At 55.5% G+C, this 18582-nt stretch carries 14 protein-coding genes and 4 tRNA genes; 11 read left to right on the plus strand and 7 right to left on the minus strand.

Annotated elements, in window-relative coordinates:
* Positions 1 to 98: 98 nt before the first annotated feature.
* From rloA to EQV93_RS00170, 8 genes are all read left to right on the plus strand, one after another.
* Positions 99 to 635 (plus strand): retropepsin-like aspartic peptidase RloA, encoded by a 537-nt coding sequence (gene rloA / locus EQV93_RS00135; RefSeq protein ID WP_122784597.1) that lies wholly within the window; start codon positions 99 to 101, stop codon positions 633 to 635.
* A gap of 5 nt (positions 636 to 640) precedes the next feature.
* Positions 641 to 2173, plus strand: coding sequence for an osmotic stress tolerance membrane protein RloB (gene rloB / locus EQV93_RS00140; RefSeq protein ID WP_122784598.1), 1533 nt, complete (start codon positions 641 to 643; stop codon positions 2171 to 2173).
* Positions 2173 to 3156: an alpha-L-glutamate ligase-like protein gene (locus EQV93_RS00145; RefSeq protein ID WP_122784599.1), complete on the plus strand. Its 984-nt coding sequence runs from the start codon at positions 2173 to 2175 to the stop codon at positions 3154 to 3156. Before rloB ends, EQV93_RS00145 begins: the two co-directional genes overlap by 1 nt.
* 210 nt (positions 3157 to 3366) lie before the next feature.
* Positions 3367 to 4710, plus strand: a complete 1344-nt coding sequence (gene pabB, locus EQV93_RS00150; protein WP_146426736.1) for an aminodeoxychorismate synthase component I — start codon at positions 3367 to 3369, stop codon at positions 4708 to 4710.
* Between the two features lie 69 nt (positions 4711 to 4779).
* Complete coding sequence (locus EQV93_RS00155) at positions 4780 to 5514, plus strand: phosphoadenylyl-sulfate reductase (RefSeq protein ID WP_122784600.1); 735 nt, start codon at positions 4780 to 4782, stop codon at positions 5512 to 5514.
* A 90-nt stretch (positions 5515 to 5604) separates the two neighbouring features.
* Entirely contained in the window at positions 5605 to 6123 is a 519-nt protein-coding gene (locus EQV93_RS00160) for a sigma-70 family RNA polymerase sigma factor (protein WP_240890686.1), read from the plus strand.
* Positions 6123 to 7100, plus strand: a complete 978-nt coding sequence (locus EQV93_RS00165) for a FecR family protein (protein ID WP_240890687.1) — start codon at positions 6123 to 6125, stop codon at positions 7098 to 7100. The genes EQV93_RS00160 and EQV93_RS00165 overlap by 1 nt, the downstream gene beginning before the upstream one ends.
* Positions 7101 to 7176: 76 nt before the next feature.
* Entirely contained in the window at positions 7177 to 9615 is a 2439-nt protein-coding gene (locus tag EQV93_RS00170) for a TonB-dependent siderophore receptor (RefSeq protein WP_240890688.1), read from the plus strand.
* Between the two features lie 175 nt (positions 9616 to 9790).
* Here EQV93_RS00170 and EQV93_RS00175 read toward each other — a convergent pair.
* From EQV93_RS00175 to EQV93_RS00190, 4 genes are all read right to left on the minus strand, one after another.
* Positions 9791 to 9867: transfer RNA gene (locus tag EQV93_RS00175), tRNA-Asp, on the minus strand.
* Positions 9868 to 9886: 19 nt separating this feature from the next.
* A tRNA-Val gene (locus tag EQV93_RS00180) sits at positions 9887 to 9962 on the minus strand.
* Positions 9963 to 10179: 217 nt separating this feature from the next.
* Positions 10180 to 10256: transfer RNA gene (locus EQV93_RS00185), tRNA-Asp, on the minus strand.
* A 19-nt stretch (positions 10257 to 10275) separates the two neighbouring features.
* A tRNA-Val gene (locus EQV93_RS00190) sits at positions 10276 to 10351 on the minus strand.
* A gap of 160 nt (positions 10352 to 10511) precedes the next feature.
* Here EQV93_RS00190 and rdgC point away from each other — a divergent pair.
* The 3 genes from rdgC to sugE all read left to right on the plus strand — a co-directional run bounded on the left by rdgC (position 10512) and on the right by sugE (position 12975).
* Positions 10512 to 11432, plus strand: a complete 921-nt coding sequence (gene rdgC, locus EQV93_RS00195; RefSeq protein ID WP_122784604.1) for a recombination-associated protein RdgC — start codon at positions 10512 to 10514, stop codon at positions 11430 to 11432.
* Between the two features lie 146 nt (positions 11433 to 11578).
* Positions 11579 to 12544 (plus strand): bile acid:sodium symporter family protein, encoded by a 966-nt coding sequence (locus EQV93_RS00200; RefSeq protein ID WP_146426732.1) that lies wholly within the window; start codon positions 11579 to 11581, stop codon positions 12542 to 12544.
* A gap of 116 nt (positions 12545 to 12660) precedes the next feature.
* Positions 12661 to 12975, plus strand: coding sequence for a quaternary ammonium compound efflux SMR transporter SugE (gene sugE, locus EQV93_RS00205; RefSeq protein WP_122784606.1), 315 nt, complete (start codon positions 12661 to 12663; stop codon positions 12973 to 12975).
* A gap of 96 nt (positions 12976 to 13071) precedes the next feature.
* Here the strand turns inward: sugE and EQV93_RS00210 are convergent, their stop codons facing one another.
* The 3 genes from EQV93_RS00210 to EQV93_RS00220 all read right to left on the minus strand — a co-directional run bounded on the left by EQV93_RS00210 (position 13072) and on the right by EQV93_RS00220 (position 18403).
* On the minus strand, positions 13072 to 14946 hold the full coding sequence (locus tag EQV93_RS00210; protein ID WP_240890889.1) for an MFS transporter: 1875 nt from the start codon (positions 14944 to 14946) through the stop codon (positions 13072 to 13074).
* 133 nt (positions 14947 to 15079) lie between these two features.
* Entirely contained in the window at positions 15080 to 16231 is a 1152-nt protein-coding gene (locus EQV93_RS00215; protein ID WP_122784607.1) for a TDT family transporter, read from the minus strand.
* Between the two features lie 141 nt (positions 16232 to 16372).
* Positions 16373 to 18403: a membrane-associated oxidoreductase gene (locus EQV93_RS00220; RefSeq protein WP_240890689.1), complete on the minus strand. Its 2031-nt coding sequence runs from the start codon at positions 18401 to 18403 to the stop codon at positions 16373 to 16375.
* Positions 18404 to 18582: the final 179 nt, after the last annotated feature.

Consider the following 18582-nt stretch of genomic DNA (forward strand, 5'->3'; position numbering starts at 1 on the left):
CCGCCCTGACCTTCTTTATAGAGGGCAGCCGCACGAGGACACTTGCGCTCCTGCCAGTCGCCTTGAACTGAAGATTGCAAGAGACCACGCCCCGATTTATGAAATTTCTCACCCTGCCGACCCTTCTTTCCCTGCTGTGCGTATCGGGCTTGAGCCTAGGTGGCGAAAAGACCGTATACGGCCTCAACGAATACGCCGAACTGGCGGGCATCGACCTGCAAGTAGCCGCCAAACTCGACACAGGCGCTAAAACCGCCTCACTCAGCGCACGCGACATCAAACGCTTCAAGCGCGATGGCGAGAGCTGGGTACGCTTTTATCTGGCCATCGATGACGCCCACTCGCACCCCATAGAACGCCCGCTGGCCCGCGTCAGCAAGATCAAGCGCCGCTCAGGTGACTATGACCCGCAAGCCGACAAAAACTACACGTCGCGCCCTGTGATCAATCTGGAAATTTGTATGGGCAAAGCTTTACGTACGATAGAAGTGAACTTGACTGACAGAAGTGCGTTCCAATACCCGCTGCTGATCGGCTCCGAGGCGCTTAAACGCTTTGATGCGCTGGTCGACCCAAGTCTTAAATATGCTGCTGGCAAACCTGCCTGTGTCGCCAACGCTCAAACCGCAGAGTAATTGAAATGCGTGCGCTAACCCTTCACTTGAAAATCTTGATCACCATCCTGGTGGTACTCGGGATTTCGATCACTGCTTACCAGATTTTCGCCCTCGGCATTCCTGTGACCGAAGACGCTACCGACGACCTGTGGAACATCGATGCCAAGGTCGAGTTCGTCGCCAGCTCAAAAGATCCGGTCAAGGTTCAAATGTTCGTGCCGCCGCTTAACCGCGACTATGTGAGCCTCAATGAAAGCTTCATCTCCAATAATTACGGAGTGAGCGTTAACCGGGTAGATGGCAACCGCAAAGTCACCTGGTCCGCTCGCCGGGTCAGCGGCAAGCAAACCCTGTATTACCGCTTGGTGCTGACTAAGCGCTACTCGGGCGACAAAACCAAGGTCAAAGGTCCCGTCTTCCGTGACAGCATCGCTGTCGAGGGGCCTGAAAAAATCGCCGCCGAAGCGTTGTTGGCACCGATTCGCCAACACTCGGCCGATGTTGAAACCTTTATCAGCGAGACCATCAAACGGGTCAACAACCCCAGCGATGACAACGTAAAACTGCTGCTGGCGGGCGACCCTTCCACCGCACATAAAGCTCAAGTCATTGAGTTGCTGCTGTCGATTGCCCACGTGCCGATGGAAAAAGTGCACACCATCCGCCTGGTCGCCGATCAGCCTCAAACCCCAGAGCTGTGGCTGCGCAGCTTCAACGGTAACGACTGGCTGTATTTCAACCCGGAAACCGGCGAACAAGGCCTGCCGGCTGACCGCTTGCTGTGGTGGACAGGCGATGAGCCAATGGTCACTGTGGATGGCGGCAAGAAAGCCAACGTGACGTTCAGCCTGAGCAACAGCGAAATGAACGCCATTCGCCTGGCCAAGCTGACCGACGAGAACACGGACGCCAACTTCCTTGAATACTCGCTGTATGGCTTGCCGCTGCAAACCCAGCAAACATTCATGATCATGGTCATGATCCCGATCGGCGTGTTGGTGATTCTGGTGTTGCGTAACCTGATCGGCCTGCAAACCCTGGGCACCTTCACCCCGGTGCTGATTGCATTGGCGTTCCGCGAAACCCAACTGGAGTTTGGCATCATCCTGTTTACGGTGATAACGGCGCTCGGGTTGATGTTGCGGTCTTATCTTGAGCACTTGAAGCTGCAGATGCTGCCTCGACTTTCAGTCGTGCTGACCTTCGTGGTGATACTGATCGCCGCCATCAGCCTGTTCAGCCACAAGCTGGGCCTTGAACGCGGGCTCTCTGTCGCTCTGTTCCCAATGGTGATTTTGACCATGACCATTGAGCGTCTGTCGATCACGTGGGAAGAGCGCGGTGGCGGACACGCCATGAAAGTCGCCATCGGCACCCTGTTTGCCGCCACCTTGGCGTATCTGGTCATGAGCATCCCGGAACTGGTGTACTTCGTGTTCACGTTCCCGGCCGTGCTGCTTATTCTCGTGGGCTTTATGTTGGCCATGGGTCGTTATCGCGGCTACCGCCTGACCGAGCTGGTGCGCTTCAAAGCCTTTCTGAAGGCTGACTCCTGATGTTTGGCCTCTGGAAGACATGGAAGGCCCTGGAAGCCCGGGGCATCATGGGCATCAACCGGCGCAATGCGGACTACGTACTCAAGTACAACAAACGCAGTCTGTACCCGATTGTGGATGACAAGATCATCACCAAAGAACGCGCCCTCGAAGCCGGCATTCACGTGCCGGAGATGTACGGCGTGATCTCCACCGAGAAAGGCATCGAGAAACTCGACGACATCATCGGAGGCCGGACCGACTTCGTGATCAAGCCGGCGCAAGGCGCTGGCGGCGACGGCATTCTGGTCATTGCCGATCGATTCGAAGACCGCTTTCGAACGGTGTCGGGCAAGATCATCAGCCACGAAGAAATCGAACATCAAATTTCGAGCATTTTGACCGGCCTCTATTCCTTGGGCGGCCACCGTGACCGTGCGCTGATCGAGTACCGGGTGATTCCGGACCAGATCTTCAAAAGCATCAGCTACGAAGGCGTGCCGGATATTCGCATCATTGTGCTGATGGGCTACCCGGTGATGGCCATGTTGCGCTTGCCCACCCGCCAATCGGGCGGCAAAGCCAATTTGCACCAGGGCGCAATCGGTGTGGGCGTCGACCTGGCCACAGGCCTGACCCTGCGCGGTACATGGCTGAACAACATCATCAGCAAGCACCCTGACACCACCAACGCAGTAGACGGCGTGCAACTGCCCAACTGGGACGGCTTCATGAAGCTGGCGGCGGGCTGCTATGAATTGTGCGGTCTTGGCTATATTGGCGTAGACATGGTGCTCGATCAGGAGAAAGGCCCGCTGATTCTGGAACTCAACGCGCGTCCCGGCCTGAACATCCAGATTGCCAACGACTGTGGCCTGACGCTGCGCACTCACGCCGTCGAAGCCCACCTTGAAGAACTGGCTGCAAAAGGCATCAAGGAAACCCCGGAAGAGCGCGTGCGCTTTGCTCAGGAGTTGTTTGGGCATATCCACCCGAAAGACTGACACTAAAAACCGTAGCAGCTGCCGAAGGCTGCGTCCGACGACGCAGTCGTCGCAAAATCAGATGCGGCGGTGTATCAGTTAAACTCTGCTCTCAGGTTTTACGATCGCTTCGCAATCGAACGCCGCCTTCGGCAGCTGCTACGGGATTAGCGTTGCCTTGGCACTCAGGACTACAATCCGCCCCCCGCTCCGATGGCTGATCTGCCTCACATGTTGACCTGCTCCGTACACCCGCTGCCCTACTGCGCAAACCCTGCCGATTATTTTGCAGCCATTCGCCATGCACCCGGCGCTGTGCTGCTGGACAGCGGCCGGCCCACTGCCGACCGTGGCCGTTATGACCTGATGAGTGCCTGGCCGCTCGAAGAACTGGCCGTACGCCCGCAGGAGTCAGGGCGCGATTTTCTGCAACGCTTGCGCGACAGCCTCAAGCACCTCGGCAATGCCACGCTGCCGACCGGGCTCGAACTGCCCTTTGCGGGCGGCTTGATCGGCTACCTGAGCTACGATTTCGGCCGTCAACTGGAGCAGTTGCCCGCGCACTCACATGACGATGTGCACCTGCCCGACGCACAACTGGGCCTATATGCCTGGGCACTGATCAGCGACCATCACGCGGCCACCAGCCAATTGGTATTTCACCCCAGCGTTGAGATGACTGAGCGCGAACGCCTGACGCTCCTGTTCAGCCAGCCAGCAGCCGCGCACCACCGCCCTTTTTCATTGAAACAACCCATGCAGGCCGATATCAGTGCTCACCACTACGAGCAAGCGCTGACGCAGATCCATCACTACATCAAGGCGGGCGACTGCTACCAAGTCAACTACACCCAGCGCTTCAGCGCCCCCTGCGAGGGTGACGCATGGGCGGCATACCGTGCTCTGCGCAAGGCATGCCCGACGCCGTTTTCCGGGTTTATAAGCCTGACTGGCGACGACGCGATCTTGAGCCTGTCGCCTGAGCGCTTTGTTCGTGTCAGCCACAATCAAGTTGAAACCCGCCCGATCAAAGGCACCCGCCCGCGAGGCAAAGACAGCGCCGAAGATGCTGCCAACGCAGCCGAACTTCTGGCTAGTCCCAAGGATCGTGCGGAAAACTTAATGATTGTTGATTTGCTGCGCAATGATCTGGGACGCACCTGCCGTACGGGCTCAGTCAAAGTGCCAGAGTTATTTAACCTCGAAAGCTATCCCAACGTTCATCACTTGGTGAGCAGCGTTACCGGGGAACTGGCGGACGGCAAGGATGCTCTGGACCTGATCGGCGACAGCTTTCCCGGTGGCTCGATTACCGGTGCCCCGAAAATCCGCGCCATGCAGATCATCGACGAACTGGAACCCACACGGCGCAGCATCTACTGCGGCTCCTTGCTGTATCTGGATGTGCGCGGCGAAATGGACAGCTCTATCGCTATCCGTACCGTGCTGGTCAAGGATGGCCATGCACGCTGCTGGGGCGGCGGCGGCATTGTGGCCGACTCCCACTGGCAAGACGAATATCAGGAATCCATCACCAAGGTGAAGGTATTGCTCGATACGCTGCGAACCCTGTAGTCCGCGGTTTTTGCTAACATCTCGCCCACTAGAGAGCGCCCAGCGCCATTCACTGTAGGAAGCCGCCTGATGAGCCATCCGTTCGACGTCGCACAGACCGCCGCGACATACGCCAGCAAATCACCGCAAGACATTCTTAAACTCGCCTTTGAACACTTCGGCGACGAACTCTGGATCTCCTTTAGCGGCGCCGAAGATGTGGTGCTGGTGGACATGGCCTGGAAGATCAATAAAAACGTCAAGGTGTTCAGCCTCGACACCGGTCGCCTGCACCCTGAGACCTATCGTTTTATTGACCAAGTGCGCGAGCACTACAACATCCAGATTGAGCTGATCTCACCGGATCACACCAAACTGGAACCGTTCGTCAAAGAAAAAGGCCTGTTCAGCTTCTACAAGGACGGTCACGGCGAGTGCTGCGGCATCCGCAAAATCGAACCGCTGCGTCGCAAGTTGTCGACGGTCAAAGCCTGGGCAACCGGCCAGCGTCGCGACCAGAGCCCAGGCACTCGCAGCCAGGTCGCCGCACTGGAAATCGACGGCGCATTCTCCACACCCGAGCGCCCCCTGTACAAATTCAACCCACTGGCTCAAATGACCAGCGAGGAAGTTTGGGGTTACATCCGCATGCTGGAACTGCCTTATAACAGCCTGCACGAACGGGGATTCATCAGCATTGGCTGCGAACCTTGCACCCGGCCGGTATTGCCCAACCAGCACGAGCGCGAGGGCCGTTGGTGGTGGGAAGAAGCCACGCAAAAGGAATGCGGGCTGCACGCTGGCAACCTGATCGCCAAAAACTAGTAGCCAGCATCCCGCTCGCACGGCTTGCGTTTACGTGACACTTTCGTTGAGAATTGGTAATTATTCTCAATAACGTTTGAGTCACACCTTATGTCCTCGGGCGAACCTGCGTTTCAGTCTGCCATTTCAGCGCTCTACAGCGAGCACCACAGCTGGCTGTTTGGCTGGCTGCGACGCAAGCTGGGCTGCGCACACAATGCCGCCGATCTGGCACAAGACACCTTCGCCCGGATACTTAATGCTCGCGAATCAGTCGCGACCCTGCGTGAACCCCGCGCATTTTTGAGCACCACCGCGCGGCGCTTGATCATCGATCAGTCTCGACGCAAAAAAATTGAAAACGCCTACCTTCAAGAGCTGGCACTTACAGCCCAAGCCCTTGAAGGCTTTCAGTCTCCCGAGCAAATTCTGACCACCCTCGAAGCACTCGAACAGATCGCGTTTATTCTCGAAGGGATGCACGAAAAGGCACGAGAGGCTTTCGTGCTGTATTACCTGGACGGCATGACCCAGTGCGAGATCGCCCGCCAACTGGGCCTTTCTGACCGTACAGTGCGCAAGTATCTGATTCAGGCCTTGTTGCATTGCAGCCACAGCCTGGACACGTAATGCCCTCTTCACAGCCAACCATTGATGAAGAAGCTGCAGAGTGGATCCTTCGTCTGCACGAAGAAGGTTTCAGCGAACCATTGCGTCTTGAGTTCGACCGCTGGCAGCAACAAAGCCCTAAGCATCAGGCTGCCGCCTTGCGCATGCAGCATGTGATCAACCGTTTACAGGCGCTGCGCGGGCAGTCAGCACCAGCCAAGGCGGCACTGAACGCAGCGTTCAGCACCAAGAAACCCTATAAGTACACACTGAGGGCACTTCTATTAGCGTTTGCACTGGCATTACCGCTGACCCTGCTGATGCGCAGCCACTACCCCGAGCAGTGGATGGCCGACATCAGCACCGGCCCCAATGACTGGAAAACCTTGCGCTTGCCTGACAACTCCACGATTACCCTCAGCGGCACCAGCGCAGTCAATCTGCACTTCGACAGCACCTTGCGACGCATCGACTTGTTGCAGGGCGAAATACTGATTGAAGTGGCGCACGACAACACCCGGCCTTTTATCGTGCACACCGAACAGGGCAGCATGCGCGCTCTAGGCACACGCTTTGTGGTCAAACACTTGCCGGACACTACTGTGCTAAGCATGCTGCAATCGCGTGTCGCGGCACAAAGCGCCGACGAACAACGCACATTGGAAGTAGGCGCAGGCTCACAAGCGCTTATCCGCCGCAACACTGTCGAACTCGCGGGCAACATCGACCCGGCCAGCATTAACAAGGCCTGGCTGCACCACCAACTGGTGGTGGAAAACCAGCCGCTGCCACACGTTCTGGATGAGATTTCACGCCATCGACGTGGCCATATTCAGTTTGATCGTGCCGCACTTTCCGACTTGCGTGTGTCCGCCGTATTACCGCTGGACGATACCGACAGAGCCCTGCAACTGGTCGCAGACACCCTGTCGTTGACTATTCATACCTACACACCGTGGCTCACTGTGGTCAGCCAAAAGTCGCCACCTAAAAAATAATAATTCGCATTCGTTCCGCTTTTTTCGCGTCAGCCGTCAAGGAAGGTACAAAGACCCATAAAGGATTGCGCTCTTCATGTTGACCTCCCCCCTCCTCCGCAGACGCTTTAATCCCGGCTCCTGCAAACCACTGACCCTGGTCATTCACATGGCTATTGTTTCGACTGCCAGTGTACTGAGCCCTGCATACGCCCAGGCACAATCCAGCATGGCCGTGCAAACCTATGACATTCCTGCCGGGCCTTTGAGCAGCGCGATCAACCGCTTTGCGCAACAGGCCGGGGTCGCCATTATCGTGCCGTCCAACACCCTGCAAAATCTGACGACGCCCGGCCTGCATGGCACCTACAGCGAGCAAGGCGGCTTCGAAGCACTGTTGCGCGGTACCGGTTTTACCGCTGTCAACACGCCCAATGGCTACCGGCTCGATCCATTGCCTGTGGCCGGCGCATTGGAATTAGGCGCAACCGAGGTCAGCGCCAATCAGTTGGGGACAATTACCGAAGGTACAGGCTCCTACACACCCGGCAGTATCGCCACGGCGACGCGGATGGTGCTGACACCGCGCGAAACCCCGCAGTCCATCTCGGTGGTCACGCGCCAGGCAATGGACGACTTCGGCCTCAACTCGATTGATGATGTGATGCGCCACACCCCCGGGATTACCGTAGCCACCTATGACAGCGACCGCACCAGCTACTATTCCCGTGGTTTTGCGATCAAAAACTTCCAATACGATGGCATCCCGATACTGCAAGACGCGCAATATTCTGCCGGGCACACCCTGACCGACACTGCGATTTATGACCGGGTTGAAGTTATCAAGGGTGCCACAGGCTTGCTCACTGGCGCGGGTGGGCCGGGCGGGACGATCAATATGGTGCGCAAAAAACCGACCCGCGAGTTCAAGGCTCACGTGGATCTTGGGGCCGGTTCCTGGGACAACTACCGCTCGGAAATCGATGTCAGCGGCCCGCTGACAGAAAGTGGCAATGTGCGCGGCCGCGCGGTTGCGGCGTATCAGGACAAGCACTCGTTCATGGATCACTACTCGCGCGACAGCGAGGTTTACTACGGCATTCTTGAGGTCGACCTGACCCCCGACACGCTGCTGACCCTGGGCGCCGACTATCAGGACAACAACCCCAAAGGTTCCAGCTGGTCAGGCAGCGCCTCGTTGTTCAACTCCGCAGGTGAACGCATCAGCACCCCGCGCTCCTTCAATAACGGCACTAAATGGAGCAGCTGGAAACAATACACGCGCACCGTGTTCTCCACCCTGGAACACAACTTCGAAAACGGCTGGGTCGTCAAAGGCCAGTACAACCATCAAATCAATGGCTATAACGCCCCCTTGGGGGCCTTGCTCGACCCAGATGTAACCACCGGCCTGGCCCCTATTCTCGCCCGCAAATATACCGGCGAATACGTCAGCGACAGCGGCGATCTGTTTGCCACGGGGCCGTTCAGCTTGCTGGGACGTGAACATGAATTAGTGATTGGCGCTTCGGTGGCCAAATCTCACTGGACGGGCAAGGATTACACCAACGCCAAGATGGTCGACAACGCCTATGACTACTACAACTGGAAAGGCGACGCGCTTGAGCCAGACTGGGGCGCAGTCACGTCTTACAACGATGAAACCACGCGCCAGACCGGCACCTATATGACCGGGCGCTTTAGCCTGACAGACGACTTGACCCTATTGCTGGGAACCCGGGTTGCCGATTACACCCTGACCGGCACCAGCCAGGCCAAAGACACCGGCAAAGTGCTGCCTTATGCCGGGGTTATTTATGATCTCACCGAGAATATTTCTGCCTACGCCAGCTATACGGAAATTTTCCTGCCGCAATCCTATTACCGTGATCGCGACAACAAGATGCTTGAGCCCGATGAAGGCACGAACTATGAGCTGGGTTTAAAAGGTGAATTCTATGACGGTCGTCTGAATTCAAGCCTTGCGTACTTTGAAGTACACCAAGATAACCGACCAGAGGCAGACACTTCTTACAACGGCAACCCGACCAACCCCGACATTGAATACGCCTACAAAGGCATCAAAGCCACAACCAAGGGCTACGAAGCTGAAATATCGGGTGAGCTCCTGCCCGGCTGGCAGCTGCAAGCGGGCTATACACACAAAGTCAGCCGTGATCAAAGCGGCAAAAAGGTCTCGACCTGGGAGCCCGAGGATCAAATCAATCTGTACACGAGCTACAAATTGACGGGTGATCTCGACAAATTGACCTTGGGCGGCGGCGTGCGCTGGCAGAGCACAGGCTGGCAAGTGCTGACCAACTGGAACAAAGGTGGCACCCAAGAAAAGTTTTCCCAAGATCCCTACTGGCTGGTTGATTTGATGGCGCGCTACCAGATTTCGAAAAACCTGTCGGCCACCGTCAACCTTAACAACGTGTTCGACAAGTCGTATTACACCAATATCGGTTTTTACAACTCGTCGTACTACGGTGATCCACGCAATGTGATGGTGAGCACACGCTGGGATTTCTGAAAATTCACCTGGAGACGCTGCCGAAGGCTTCAAAGCAGTCGTCGGCGCTCTCCGGGAGCAACCCTTCGCAGCGACGACAGACTGCCTACATACAAAACACACGCGCACAAAAAAGCCTGCACAAGGCAGGCTTTATTGCGTGTCACAAGCGTTCAAGGGGCTTGTGACTCTAATATGGCGCAGCGGACGGGACTCGAACCCGCGACCCCCGGCGTGACAGGCCGGTATTCTAACCGACTGAACTACCGCTGCGCGTAACATTGAAAGCGAATGGTGGGTGATGACGGGATCGAACCGCCGACCCTCTGCTTGTAAGGCAGATGCTCTCCCAGCTGAGCTAATCACCCTTTCACTTCACTCTCGATGCGGGGCGCATTCTCTCACACTTTTTGTGTAAGTGGTTGTTTTATTTGAGTTTTTTTCAAAACTCTCTAAAACTACCGTTTCCAACGCCCCACTCTTTGATTCCGCAGCGAACTGCAGAATCGAAGCCTTTCAGGAAAAAGCCTGCATTCAGCGGGCTTCCCCAACCACAAGCGTTCAAGGGGCTTGTGGTAACAAAAATGGCGCAGCGGACGGGACTCGAACCCGCGACCCCCGGCGTGACAGGCCGGTATTCTAACCGACTGAACTACCGCTGCGCGTAACACTGTGAGCGAATGGTGGGTGATGACGGGATCGAACCGCCGACCCTCTGCTTGTAAGGCAGATGCTCTCCCAGCTGAGCTAATCACCCTTTCACTCTCGGTGTGGCGCGCATTCTACGTAGCGACCTATAGTCTGGCAAGCACTTTTTAAAATAATTTTTCTAACGATGACAAAGGCTTAGCGCAGGGTTGGCCTATTAAGGCTATCAAGCGAATAATGCACCTTTGTATATAGGAGTGATTCACCCCATGTGGTTCAAAAACCTGCTTATCTATCGCCTGACCCAAGATCTGCCTTTTGATGCGCAGGTGCTGGAAACGGCACTGGCCACCAAACCGGCCCGCCCGTGTTCAAGCCAGGAAGTAGCCACCTATGGCTTCGTTGCTCCGTTCGGTAAAGGCGAAGACGCACCGCTGGTTCACGTCAGCCAGGACTTCCTGCTGATCGCCGCCCGCAAAGAAGAACGCATCCTGCCAGGCAGCGTTGTACGTGATGCCTTAAAGGAGAAGGTCGAAGAGATCGAAGCCGAACAAATGCGCAAGGTCTATAAGAAGGAGCGTGATCAGCTCAAGGATGAAATTATCCAAGCCTTCTTGCCACGCGCCTTTATTCGTCGCTCCGCAACCTTTGCCGCCATTGCACCGAAACAAGGTCTGATTCTGGTTAACGCCTCCAGCCCGAAACGCGCAGAAGACTTGCTGTCGACGCTGCGTGAAGTGATCGGCTCCTTGCCGGTTCGTCCGCTGGCGGTGAAAACTGCGCCGAGCGCGGTGATGACCGAATGGGTCAAGACGCAAAAAGCCGCCGACAACTTCTTCGTTCTCGACGAATGCGAACTGCGCGACACCCACGAAGATGGCGGCATCATTCGCTGCAAACGTCAGGACCTGACCAGTGACGAAATCCAGTTGCACTTGAGCACTGGCAAAGTCGTGACTCAACTGTCCCTGGCTTGGCAAGACAAGTTGTCTTTCGTGCTGGACGACAAGCTGGTGGTCAAACGCCTCAAGTTTGAAGACCTGCTGCAAGATCAGGCTGAACAGGACGGCGGCGACGACGATCTGGGCCAGCAGGATGCCAGCTTCACGCTGATGATGCTGACCTTCGGCGAATTCTTGCCGCAGCTGTTTGAAGCGCTGGGCGGCGAAGAAACCCCGCAAGGGATCTAACGGCTCACGCTGTTGTAGCCGTTGCCGCAGGCTGCGATAAGGTCCGCAGGGCCTTCGCTTCTTTTTCGGCCGCAAGGGGCCTTCCCCATCCCCTTCGCAGCCTGCGGCAGCCGCTACACCCACAATAATCACAATAAAGGACCACCATGCGCGCACTGGCCGCTCTAAGCCGCTTTGTCGGCAATACCTTCGCTTACTGGGTACTGATTTTCGCGGTGTTGGCGTTTTTCGAACCCGGTTGGTTCGTCGGCCTTAAAGGCTACATCGTCCCGCTACTGGGTTTGGTGATGTTCGGCATGGGCCTGACCCTCAAACTCGAAGACTTCGCCGAAGTCGCCCGTCATCCATGGCGAGTGGCACTGGGCGTGGTTGCTCATTTCGTGATCATGCCCGGCGTGGCGTGGTTACTCTGCCAAGTGTTTCACCTGCCCCCGGAAATCGCGGTGGGCGTGATACTCGTCGGCTGCTGCCCTAGCGGCACCTCATCCAACGTCATGACCTGGCTGGCCCGTGGCGATCTTGCCCTGTCGGTGGCCATTGCCGCAGTTACCACCCTACTCGCCCCGCTACTGACGCCAGCTCTGATCTGGCTACTGGCGTCGGCCTGGTTGCCGGTTTCATTTATGGATCTGTTCTGGTCGATCTTGCAGGTTGTGTTGCTGCCTATCGTGCTCGGGGTACTGGCCCAGCGCCTGCTCGGTGCGCGTGTGCGTTTCGCGGTCGATGTACTGCCACTGGTCTCGGTCGTCAGCATTGTGATTATCGTGGCTGCCGTGGTGGCCGCCAGCCAGGCACAGATCGCCGAGTCGGGTTTACTGATCATGGCCGTGGTGATGCTGCATAACAGCTTTGGCTATTTGCTGGGGTTCTTTACGGGCCGCCTGTTCAAGCTGCCACTGGCCCAGCGCAAGTCACTGGCACTGGAAGTTGGCATGCAGAACTCAGGCTTGGGCGCCGCACTCGCCAGCGCACACTTTTCACCCTTGGCCGCTGTTCCCAGCGCCCTGTTCAGCGTGTGGCACAACATTTCGGGTGCACTGCTGTCGACGTATTTCCGTCGCATGAGTGAAAAGGAAGATCGCCTGGTAGCGGAACGCCGGGCTGCCGAATGAAAGTCCGAGGTTGTCTGTCAGATTAATTACGGGCATATTTTGCCCACTGCGAGGACGACCTCGCGACTCATCGAGTGATTATTCTGGGGACGACCCCATCAATTGATGGAGGCACCATGTCTTGGATTATTCTGTTTTTCGCCGGCCTGTTTGAAGTTGGCTGGGCCGTCGGCCTGAAATACACCGATGGCTTCAGCCGGCCGCTACCGACCGCTCTGACGATCGCCGCCATGGCCGTCAGCCTTGGTTTGCTCGGGCTGGCGATGAAAGAGCTGCCGCTGGGCACGGCCTACGCGATCTGGACCGGCGTCGGTGCCGTCGGCACAGTAATCGCCGGGATCATCCTGTTTGGCGAGTCGATGGCGCTGTTTCGTCTGGCCAGTGTTGCCCTCATCATTGCCGGCTTGATCGGCCTCAAGATGAGCGCGTAAACAAAGGGCTTTAGTCGCTGCCAAAGGTTGCGAAAGGGTGCAAAGCGATCTGCTGTCTCAAGAGCGCCTCACACCCTTCGCAGCCTGCGGCAACAACTACAGGCTCTGCCCCCGCAGCTCAATCACCCGTTCACGCAATACTTTTTGCGTAGCTTCTTCTGGCGTCAGTGGCGCACCCGCGACCAACGTCACCCGCGACCACAACCGTCGAAACACGCCCTTGTTCGGGTCGCGACTGAAGAAGCTCCCCCACAACCCCCGCAACGCCATGGGTATCACCGGCACAGGGGTGCGTTCCAGGATCAGCCTTACTCCGGCCTTGAACTCGTTGATCTGACCATCGGTGGTCAACTTGCCTTCCGGGAAGATACACACCAGCTCCCCCTCATTGAGGTACTTGGCAATCTTGCTGAAGGCCTGCTCGTAAATCGCTTCATCTTCAGCACGCCCGGCAATCGGAATGGTTCCGGCGGTGCGGAAGATAAAGTTGAGTACCGGCAAATTGTAGATCTTGTAATACATCACAAAGCGAATGGGTCGCCGCACAGCCCCGCCAATCAAGAGCGCATCCACAAACGACACGTGATTACACACCAATAACGCAGCTCCCTCATCGGGTATCGAGTCCAACCCTTTGTGTTCGACCCGGTACAAGGAGTGACTCAGCAGCCAAATCAAAAAGCGCATGCTGAATTCAGGCACGATTTTGAAGATGTAAGCATTGACCGCAATGTTCATCAGCGACACCACGAGGAACAACTCGGGAATCGTCAACTTGGCGACACTGAGCAACACAATGGTGACGATGGCTGACACCACCATAAACAGGGCGTTGAGAATGTTGTTGGCGGCAATCACCCGCGCACGTTCGTTTTCAGCCGTGCGCGATTGAATCAACGCATACAGCGGCACGATGTAAAACCCGCCAAACACGCCCAGCCCGAGAATATCCAGCAGCACCCACCACGCCTGGCTAAAACCCAGCACACCCAGCCAGTCATTGGCCTGGATACTCTGTGGCATCTGCCCTGAATGCCACCACAGCAGAAGACCAAAAACAGTCAGGCCAAAGGAGCCAAAGGGCACCAGCCCGATTTCGACCTTACGCCCCGACAGTTTCTCGCACAGCATGGATCCCAAGGCGATCCCCACCGAAAACACGGTAAGAATCAAGGTGACTACGGTTTCATCACCGTAGAGCCAGTCTTTGGCGTAAGCCGGAATCTGCGTCAGGTAAATCGCACCGACAAACCAGAACCATGAGTTACCCACTACTGAGCGTGATACCGCCGGCGTCTGATTCAGCCCCATGCGCAAGGTTGCCCATGACGCACTGAAAATGTTCCAGTTCAGACGTATGTGCGGCGTATCGGCAGGTGCCGACGGGATCGAGCGGCTGGCCAGATAACCCAACACCGCGACACTGACAATCACCACTGAAACCACCGCGGTGTAATTGCTCGACGAGAGCATGATGCCAGCACCGATGGTTCCCGCCAGAATTGACAAAAAGGTGCCCGTTTCAACCAGGCCGTTCCCCCCTACCAGCTCATCCTCATGCAAGGTTTGCGGCAGGATCGAATACTTGACGGGTCCAAAGAGTGCCGAATGTGTGCCCATTGCAAACAATGCCACCAGCATCAACGCGAGATGATCAAAAGCGAAGCCAATGGCACCCACCACCATAATGGCGATTTCACCCAGCTTGATCAGGCGAATCAATCGGTCCTTCGCGTATTTTTCGCCAAACTGCCCGGCCAGCGCCGAGAACAGAAAGAAAGGCACTATAAACAGCAGCGCGCACAGATTGACCCAAATGCCACGATCACCTTCGATGCTCAACTTATAAAGAATGGCGAGAATCAGCGACTGCTTGAACAAGTTGTCATTGAGTGCACCCAAGGACTGGGTGACGAAAAACGGCAGGAAGCGACGCTTCTTTAGCAAACTGAACTGCGAGGGGTGACTCATCATCCATGTACTCACGTTGCGCCGAAGGCTTTCTCTTTGGAGTGCTGTTGTAACACTCAAGGCACAACCTTACTCAGGTTCTGCGCGCAAAATGCCACGTTAGGCACTTTCATACAGAACCTGAGCATACGTCCTACTTTTTAAGCCCAGCAATGCAGGGCGAAACAAACAACTCTCCGCGATAAGCCCCGACCAGCGTGCGCTTGCCCACCACCAGCCACATCAGTGCCAGCGCCAGCACCAGCACACACCCGGCGACATTGAAGAAGGTCAGGTGCAGAACGCTGCCCAGGCGCAAAGTGGCCAGTGAATACACACCCAGCGGGAAGGTGAAGCCCCACCACCCGAGGTTGAACGGGATACCTGAGCGGAAGTAGCGCACGGTGATCATCGCGGCCATCACGATCCACCACAAACCCACACCCCACAAAATCACGCCTGAAATAAGCCCCAGGCCTTCGACAATTTCACCAATGCCCGCCAAGCCATTGGCGGCAAAAATCGCCGGTGCATCAGCCCCCAGCAGCAGCAAGCCCAGTGCTCCTGTACCGATGGGCCCCAGGGCCAGCCAGCTTGAAGCGGCCATGCTTTCATGGGGCAACTTATGCAATGCCATACGCAGAATCAGAATGGTCAAAATACTGAAGGCTACCGGTACCGAAAACGCCCACAACACATAGCTGGTAATCAGCACGTGGAACTGCATGACGGTGTCTGTCAGGTAGGGTGCCAACAGTCCGCCACTGGCCGCCGCCACCTCTGCCGCCACGACCGGCAACAGCCACACAGCGGTCATCTGATCAATCGTATGGTCCTGACGGGTGAACATCAGGTAGGGAATGATTACCCCAAATCCCAGCGCCATCGCCACATCGATCCACCACAGCACCTCGGCCACCTGCACCATGGCGTCACCCCAACGCGGTACACCGAACACCAAAAAACCATTGATGATGGTCGCCAGCCCCATCGGAATGGTGCCGAAAAACATCGATACCGTGGAGTGGCCGAAAATGCGCCTCGCCTCATCAAAAAAAAGCACCCAGCGCGCGCCATACAGCGCACTGAACAGAACGAACAAACCTATATTGAAGAGCCATAACCCTTCGGCAAACATGCGCACACCCGGTAGCTGCACAGGCAGTTGAGCCAATGCCAGCGCCAAAACCCCCGTACCCATGGTGGCGGCGAACCAGTTCGGAGTGAACTGACGGATCACCTCACGTGGGTGCTGCAGTTGGCTAAATGGCCGCAACACTGTTTTGGCTTTGTTTGGGTAAGTCATGGGTTCCTCCTGTTCCTCGTATGAGGTGCCGTAAGACTAGAACCAAATCGAATATCTATAAAACGGGTAATCTCTCTAACTGTTATCTATTTTGCAGATATTGAGATGGGCTGGTTTTTTCAAGCAGCGCATAAGCCCGGGTTACTTTTCTTTGGCCCGCGCCAACCCAGAGACAATGACAACGAACAATAGACTGAATCCCCATCCTGCGAGGATTTCAAACCACATCACGAATCTCACCGCCCGCTTGAGACTGAAGAATCCCAGCAACTCATCTTTTACGTTCGCCTTGGGTGTTTCGATCAGGGGCGCCCAATCCTTCTCTTGGTGAAGGTCAACCAGCGGCAGCAGCAAATCCAGTGAAAAGGCGATGGGGCTAAAACCCGTGTATTCCTGTGGAAGTGCATCACACAGGTACCAGTTTCCCGTTCCCGGCGCAGACGGCCCTTCAACAGGGGGTCGGCACGACGTATAAGCCTGATTCTGAAATATCAGAGGATCGCTGGGGGCGAATACAGCCCCTTGATTCGCTGCATACCAGTAGAAAGCGGTGGTGAAAAACCATACGCCCAAAAACCAGAGCAGTAACAAAATAGGGCGATAGCCGTAGCCAATCAAAATGCCGTATAGACCGTGCAAGGTCCTAGCGACAATCCGGTTGATTATTTTACTGACGATATTCCAACTTTGCGGAGCCAATCCGATTTGCCCGCACTTAGAACGATGGCGCTCATACTCGATGCCAATTTCGCGGGCATCTTCAGCGCGGCCCATACTCTCTAGAACAGTCTTAAGTTGTTGCCAGGGCTGAGGGACAAACGCGGGCGACTCGTCTTTCATCTTTTCATTATTTTTTGAAGAGCGTACGTATTGCTTTTTCAACCAATTGACACGTTCGTTAACCGTCATCGTGTTGAGCACATCTATAAAATCGTACACAAAACCATTAAGCACCAAATGATTACCCCACGAAGCAGCATCATCATTAAGAACAGCTGCATAGGTACCGGCCAGCGAAACTTTATTTATACGATGCTTAATATCAACCATATTCAAGGCGCCTTTGATGCAAGCACGAACAGCCAGCAGTTTTCCAATACGCTCCGCACCTGTAAAATTCAAATCACTCTCAAATCTAGCACCATTAAAACTAACCGTTCCTTTAGCGGAAAAACCGCCACCCAAGTTTGCCACGCCTGTAAGATGCAAATTATTTGCTAACAAAGCCTGTTCAGACCCCGTGAAAACGGCACCTGAACAATTTAACTGTCCCTCCACTACAGCCCCACACAGAGAGACACGCCCTTCAGAGGTAAAGCCTTTATCAAAATAAATATTACCGTTTAATCGAAGGCGATCCGCGGTGAGTGTTACGCCATGCTTACATGACAGGGTGGCATCTTTTGCACTAATTTGGCCGTTCACGGACGCCGCAATAAATAACATTTCACCGTAAGACTTAAATCCTCCCTGGAGAAAAACACCTCGCCCTGCTTTAATACTTGTCGCATCCAAAGCAACCTCTTCGTTCAAAAATGTGCCTGCACGACAATTAAACTGCCCGCCCACCTCTGCACCAACTACTTTGACCAACCCATCCGCTGTAAAACCGTCCGTGAGAAAGAAACCGCCTTTTATTACTGCATCCGTTCCAGACAGAGAAATAGTGGAACCCGTCTTAAGTTGTGCGCCTGAAAAACTCACATTCCCATAAACCGACACCGCACTGATATTAACAGAGTGAGTGGTGTGGATCTTTTTAGCGATAAAGTCACCACGCACCGACATCCCGTATGCTTTGAGCCCTTTAAGATGGGATCCATACAAGCTCACCGTCTGCTTGAACTGCGCGCCCGAAAAAGCCGTGATTCTCGTCAGCGTGCATGAGCGAAGAGTAAATGCGTAAGCCACTGTCGCACTTCTTAAATCGAGGGCACCTACTATAAAAGCCTTGCCAAGCTGAATCCCATTTTCATGTATAGCAATTCCGTCTTCAGCGCCCAACAATAAAAAACGTATAAATCCCGCACGGACTTTATTCTGGCTGGTCGCGTGCTCAGGGCACTCAACGTCTCCTTGGGCGACGTCTCCTTTTTGACACGCCGCAAGCAATTGCTTTTCCAATTCAAACAGCGATCCAAAATCGCTCAACGAACGTCCAAATGCTCTCACACCCTCTCCTTTGCGGTAGGCTCCTTACGCTGAGTGCGTAAGGTTTTCTTATGATGGACGCCATACTAAATTAGAGGCCTTTAGCCATCAAATGCTGCCACATTGATGACTAACCTGCGACCCCACGCCACGCTCAGACCTTGGTCGACGCTGACGTTAATCAAGCATCATGCGAGACT

The organism is Pseudomonas sp. TMW22091 (assembly GCF_022496705.1).
GTDB lineage: Bacteria > Pseudomonadota > Gammaproteobacteria > Pseudomonadales > Pseudomonadaceae > Aquipseudomonas > Aquipseudomonas saxonica.

Excerpts from the sequence above, each read along its gene's own strand:
- rloA (WP_122784597.1), top strand. The coding sequence starts at position 99 with ATGAAATTTCTCACCCTGCCGACCCTTCTTTCCCTGCTGTGCGTATCG.
- rloB (WP_122784598.1), top strand. The coding sequence starts at position 641 with ATGCGTGCGCTAACCCTTCACTTGAAAATCTTGATCACCATCCTGGTG.
- EQV93_RS00145 (WP_122784599.1), top strand. The coding sequence starts at position 2,173 with ATGTTTGGCCTCTGGAAGACATGGAAGGCCCTGGAAGCCCGGGGCATC.
- pabB (WP_146426736.1), top strand. The coding sequence starts at position 3,367 with ATGTTGACCTGCTCCGTACACCCGCTGCCCTACTGCGCAAACCCTGCC.
- EQV93_RS00155 (WP_122784600.1), top strand. The coding sequence starts at position 4,780 with ATGAGCCATCCGTTCGACGTCGCACAGACCGCCGCGACATACGCCAGC.
- EQV93_RS00160 (WP_240890686.1), top strand. The coding sequence starts at position 5,605 with ATGTCCTCGGGCGAACCTGCGTTTCAGTCTGCCATTTCAGCGCTCTAC.
- EQV93_RS00165 (WP_240890687.1), top strand. The coding sequence starts at position 6,123 with ATGCCCTCTTCACAGCCAACCATTGATGAAGAAGCTGCAGAGTGGATC.
- EQV93_RS00170 (WP_240890688.1), top strand. The coding sequence starts at position 7,177 with ATGTTGACCTCCCCCCTCCTCCGCAGACGCTTTAATCCCGGCTCCTGC.
- rdgC (WP_122784604.1), top strand. The coding sequence starts at position 10,512 with ATGTGGTTCAAAAACCTGCTTATCTATCGCCTGACCCAAGATCTGCCT.
- EQV93_RS00200 (WP_146426732.1), top strand. The coding sequence starts at position 11,579 with ATGCGCGCACTGGCCGCTCTAAGCCGCTTTGTCGGCAATACCTTCGCT.
- sugE (WP_122784606.1), top strand. The coding sequence starts at position 12,661 with ATGTCTTGGATTATTCTGTTTTTCGCCGGCCTGTTTGAAGTTGGCTGG.
- EQV93_RS00210 (WP_240890889.1), bottom strand. The coding sequence starts at position 14,946 with ATGAGTCACCCCTCGCAGTTCAGTTTGCTAAAGAAGCGTCGCTTCCTG.
- EQV93_RS00215 (WP_122784607.1), bottom strand. The coding sequence starts at position 16,231 with ATGACTTACCCAAACAAAGCCAAAACAGTGTTGCGGCCATTTAGCCAA.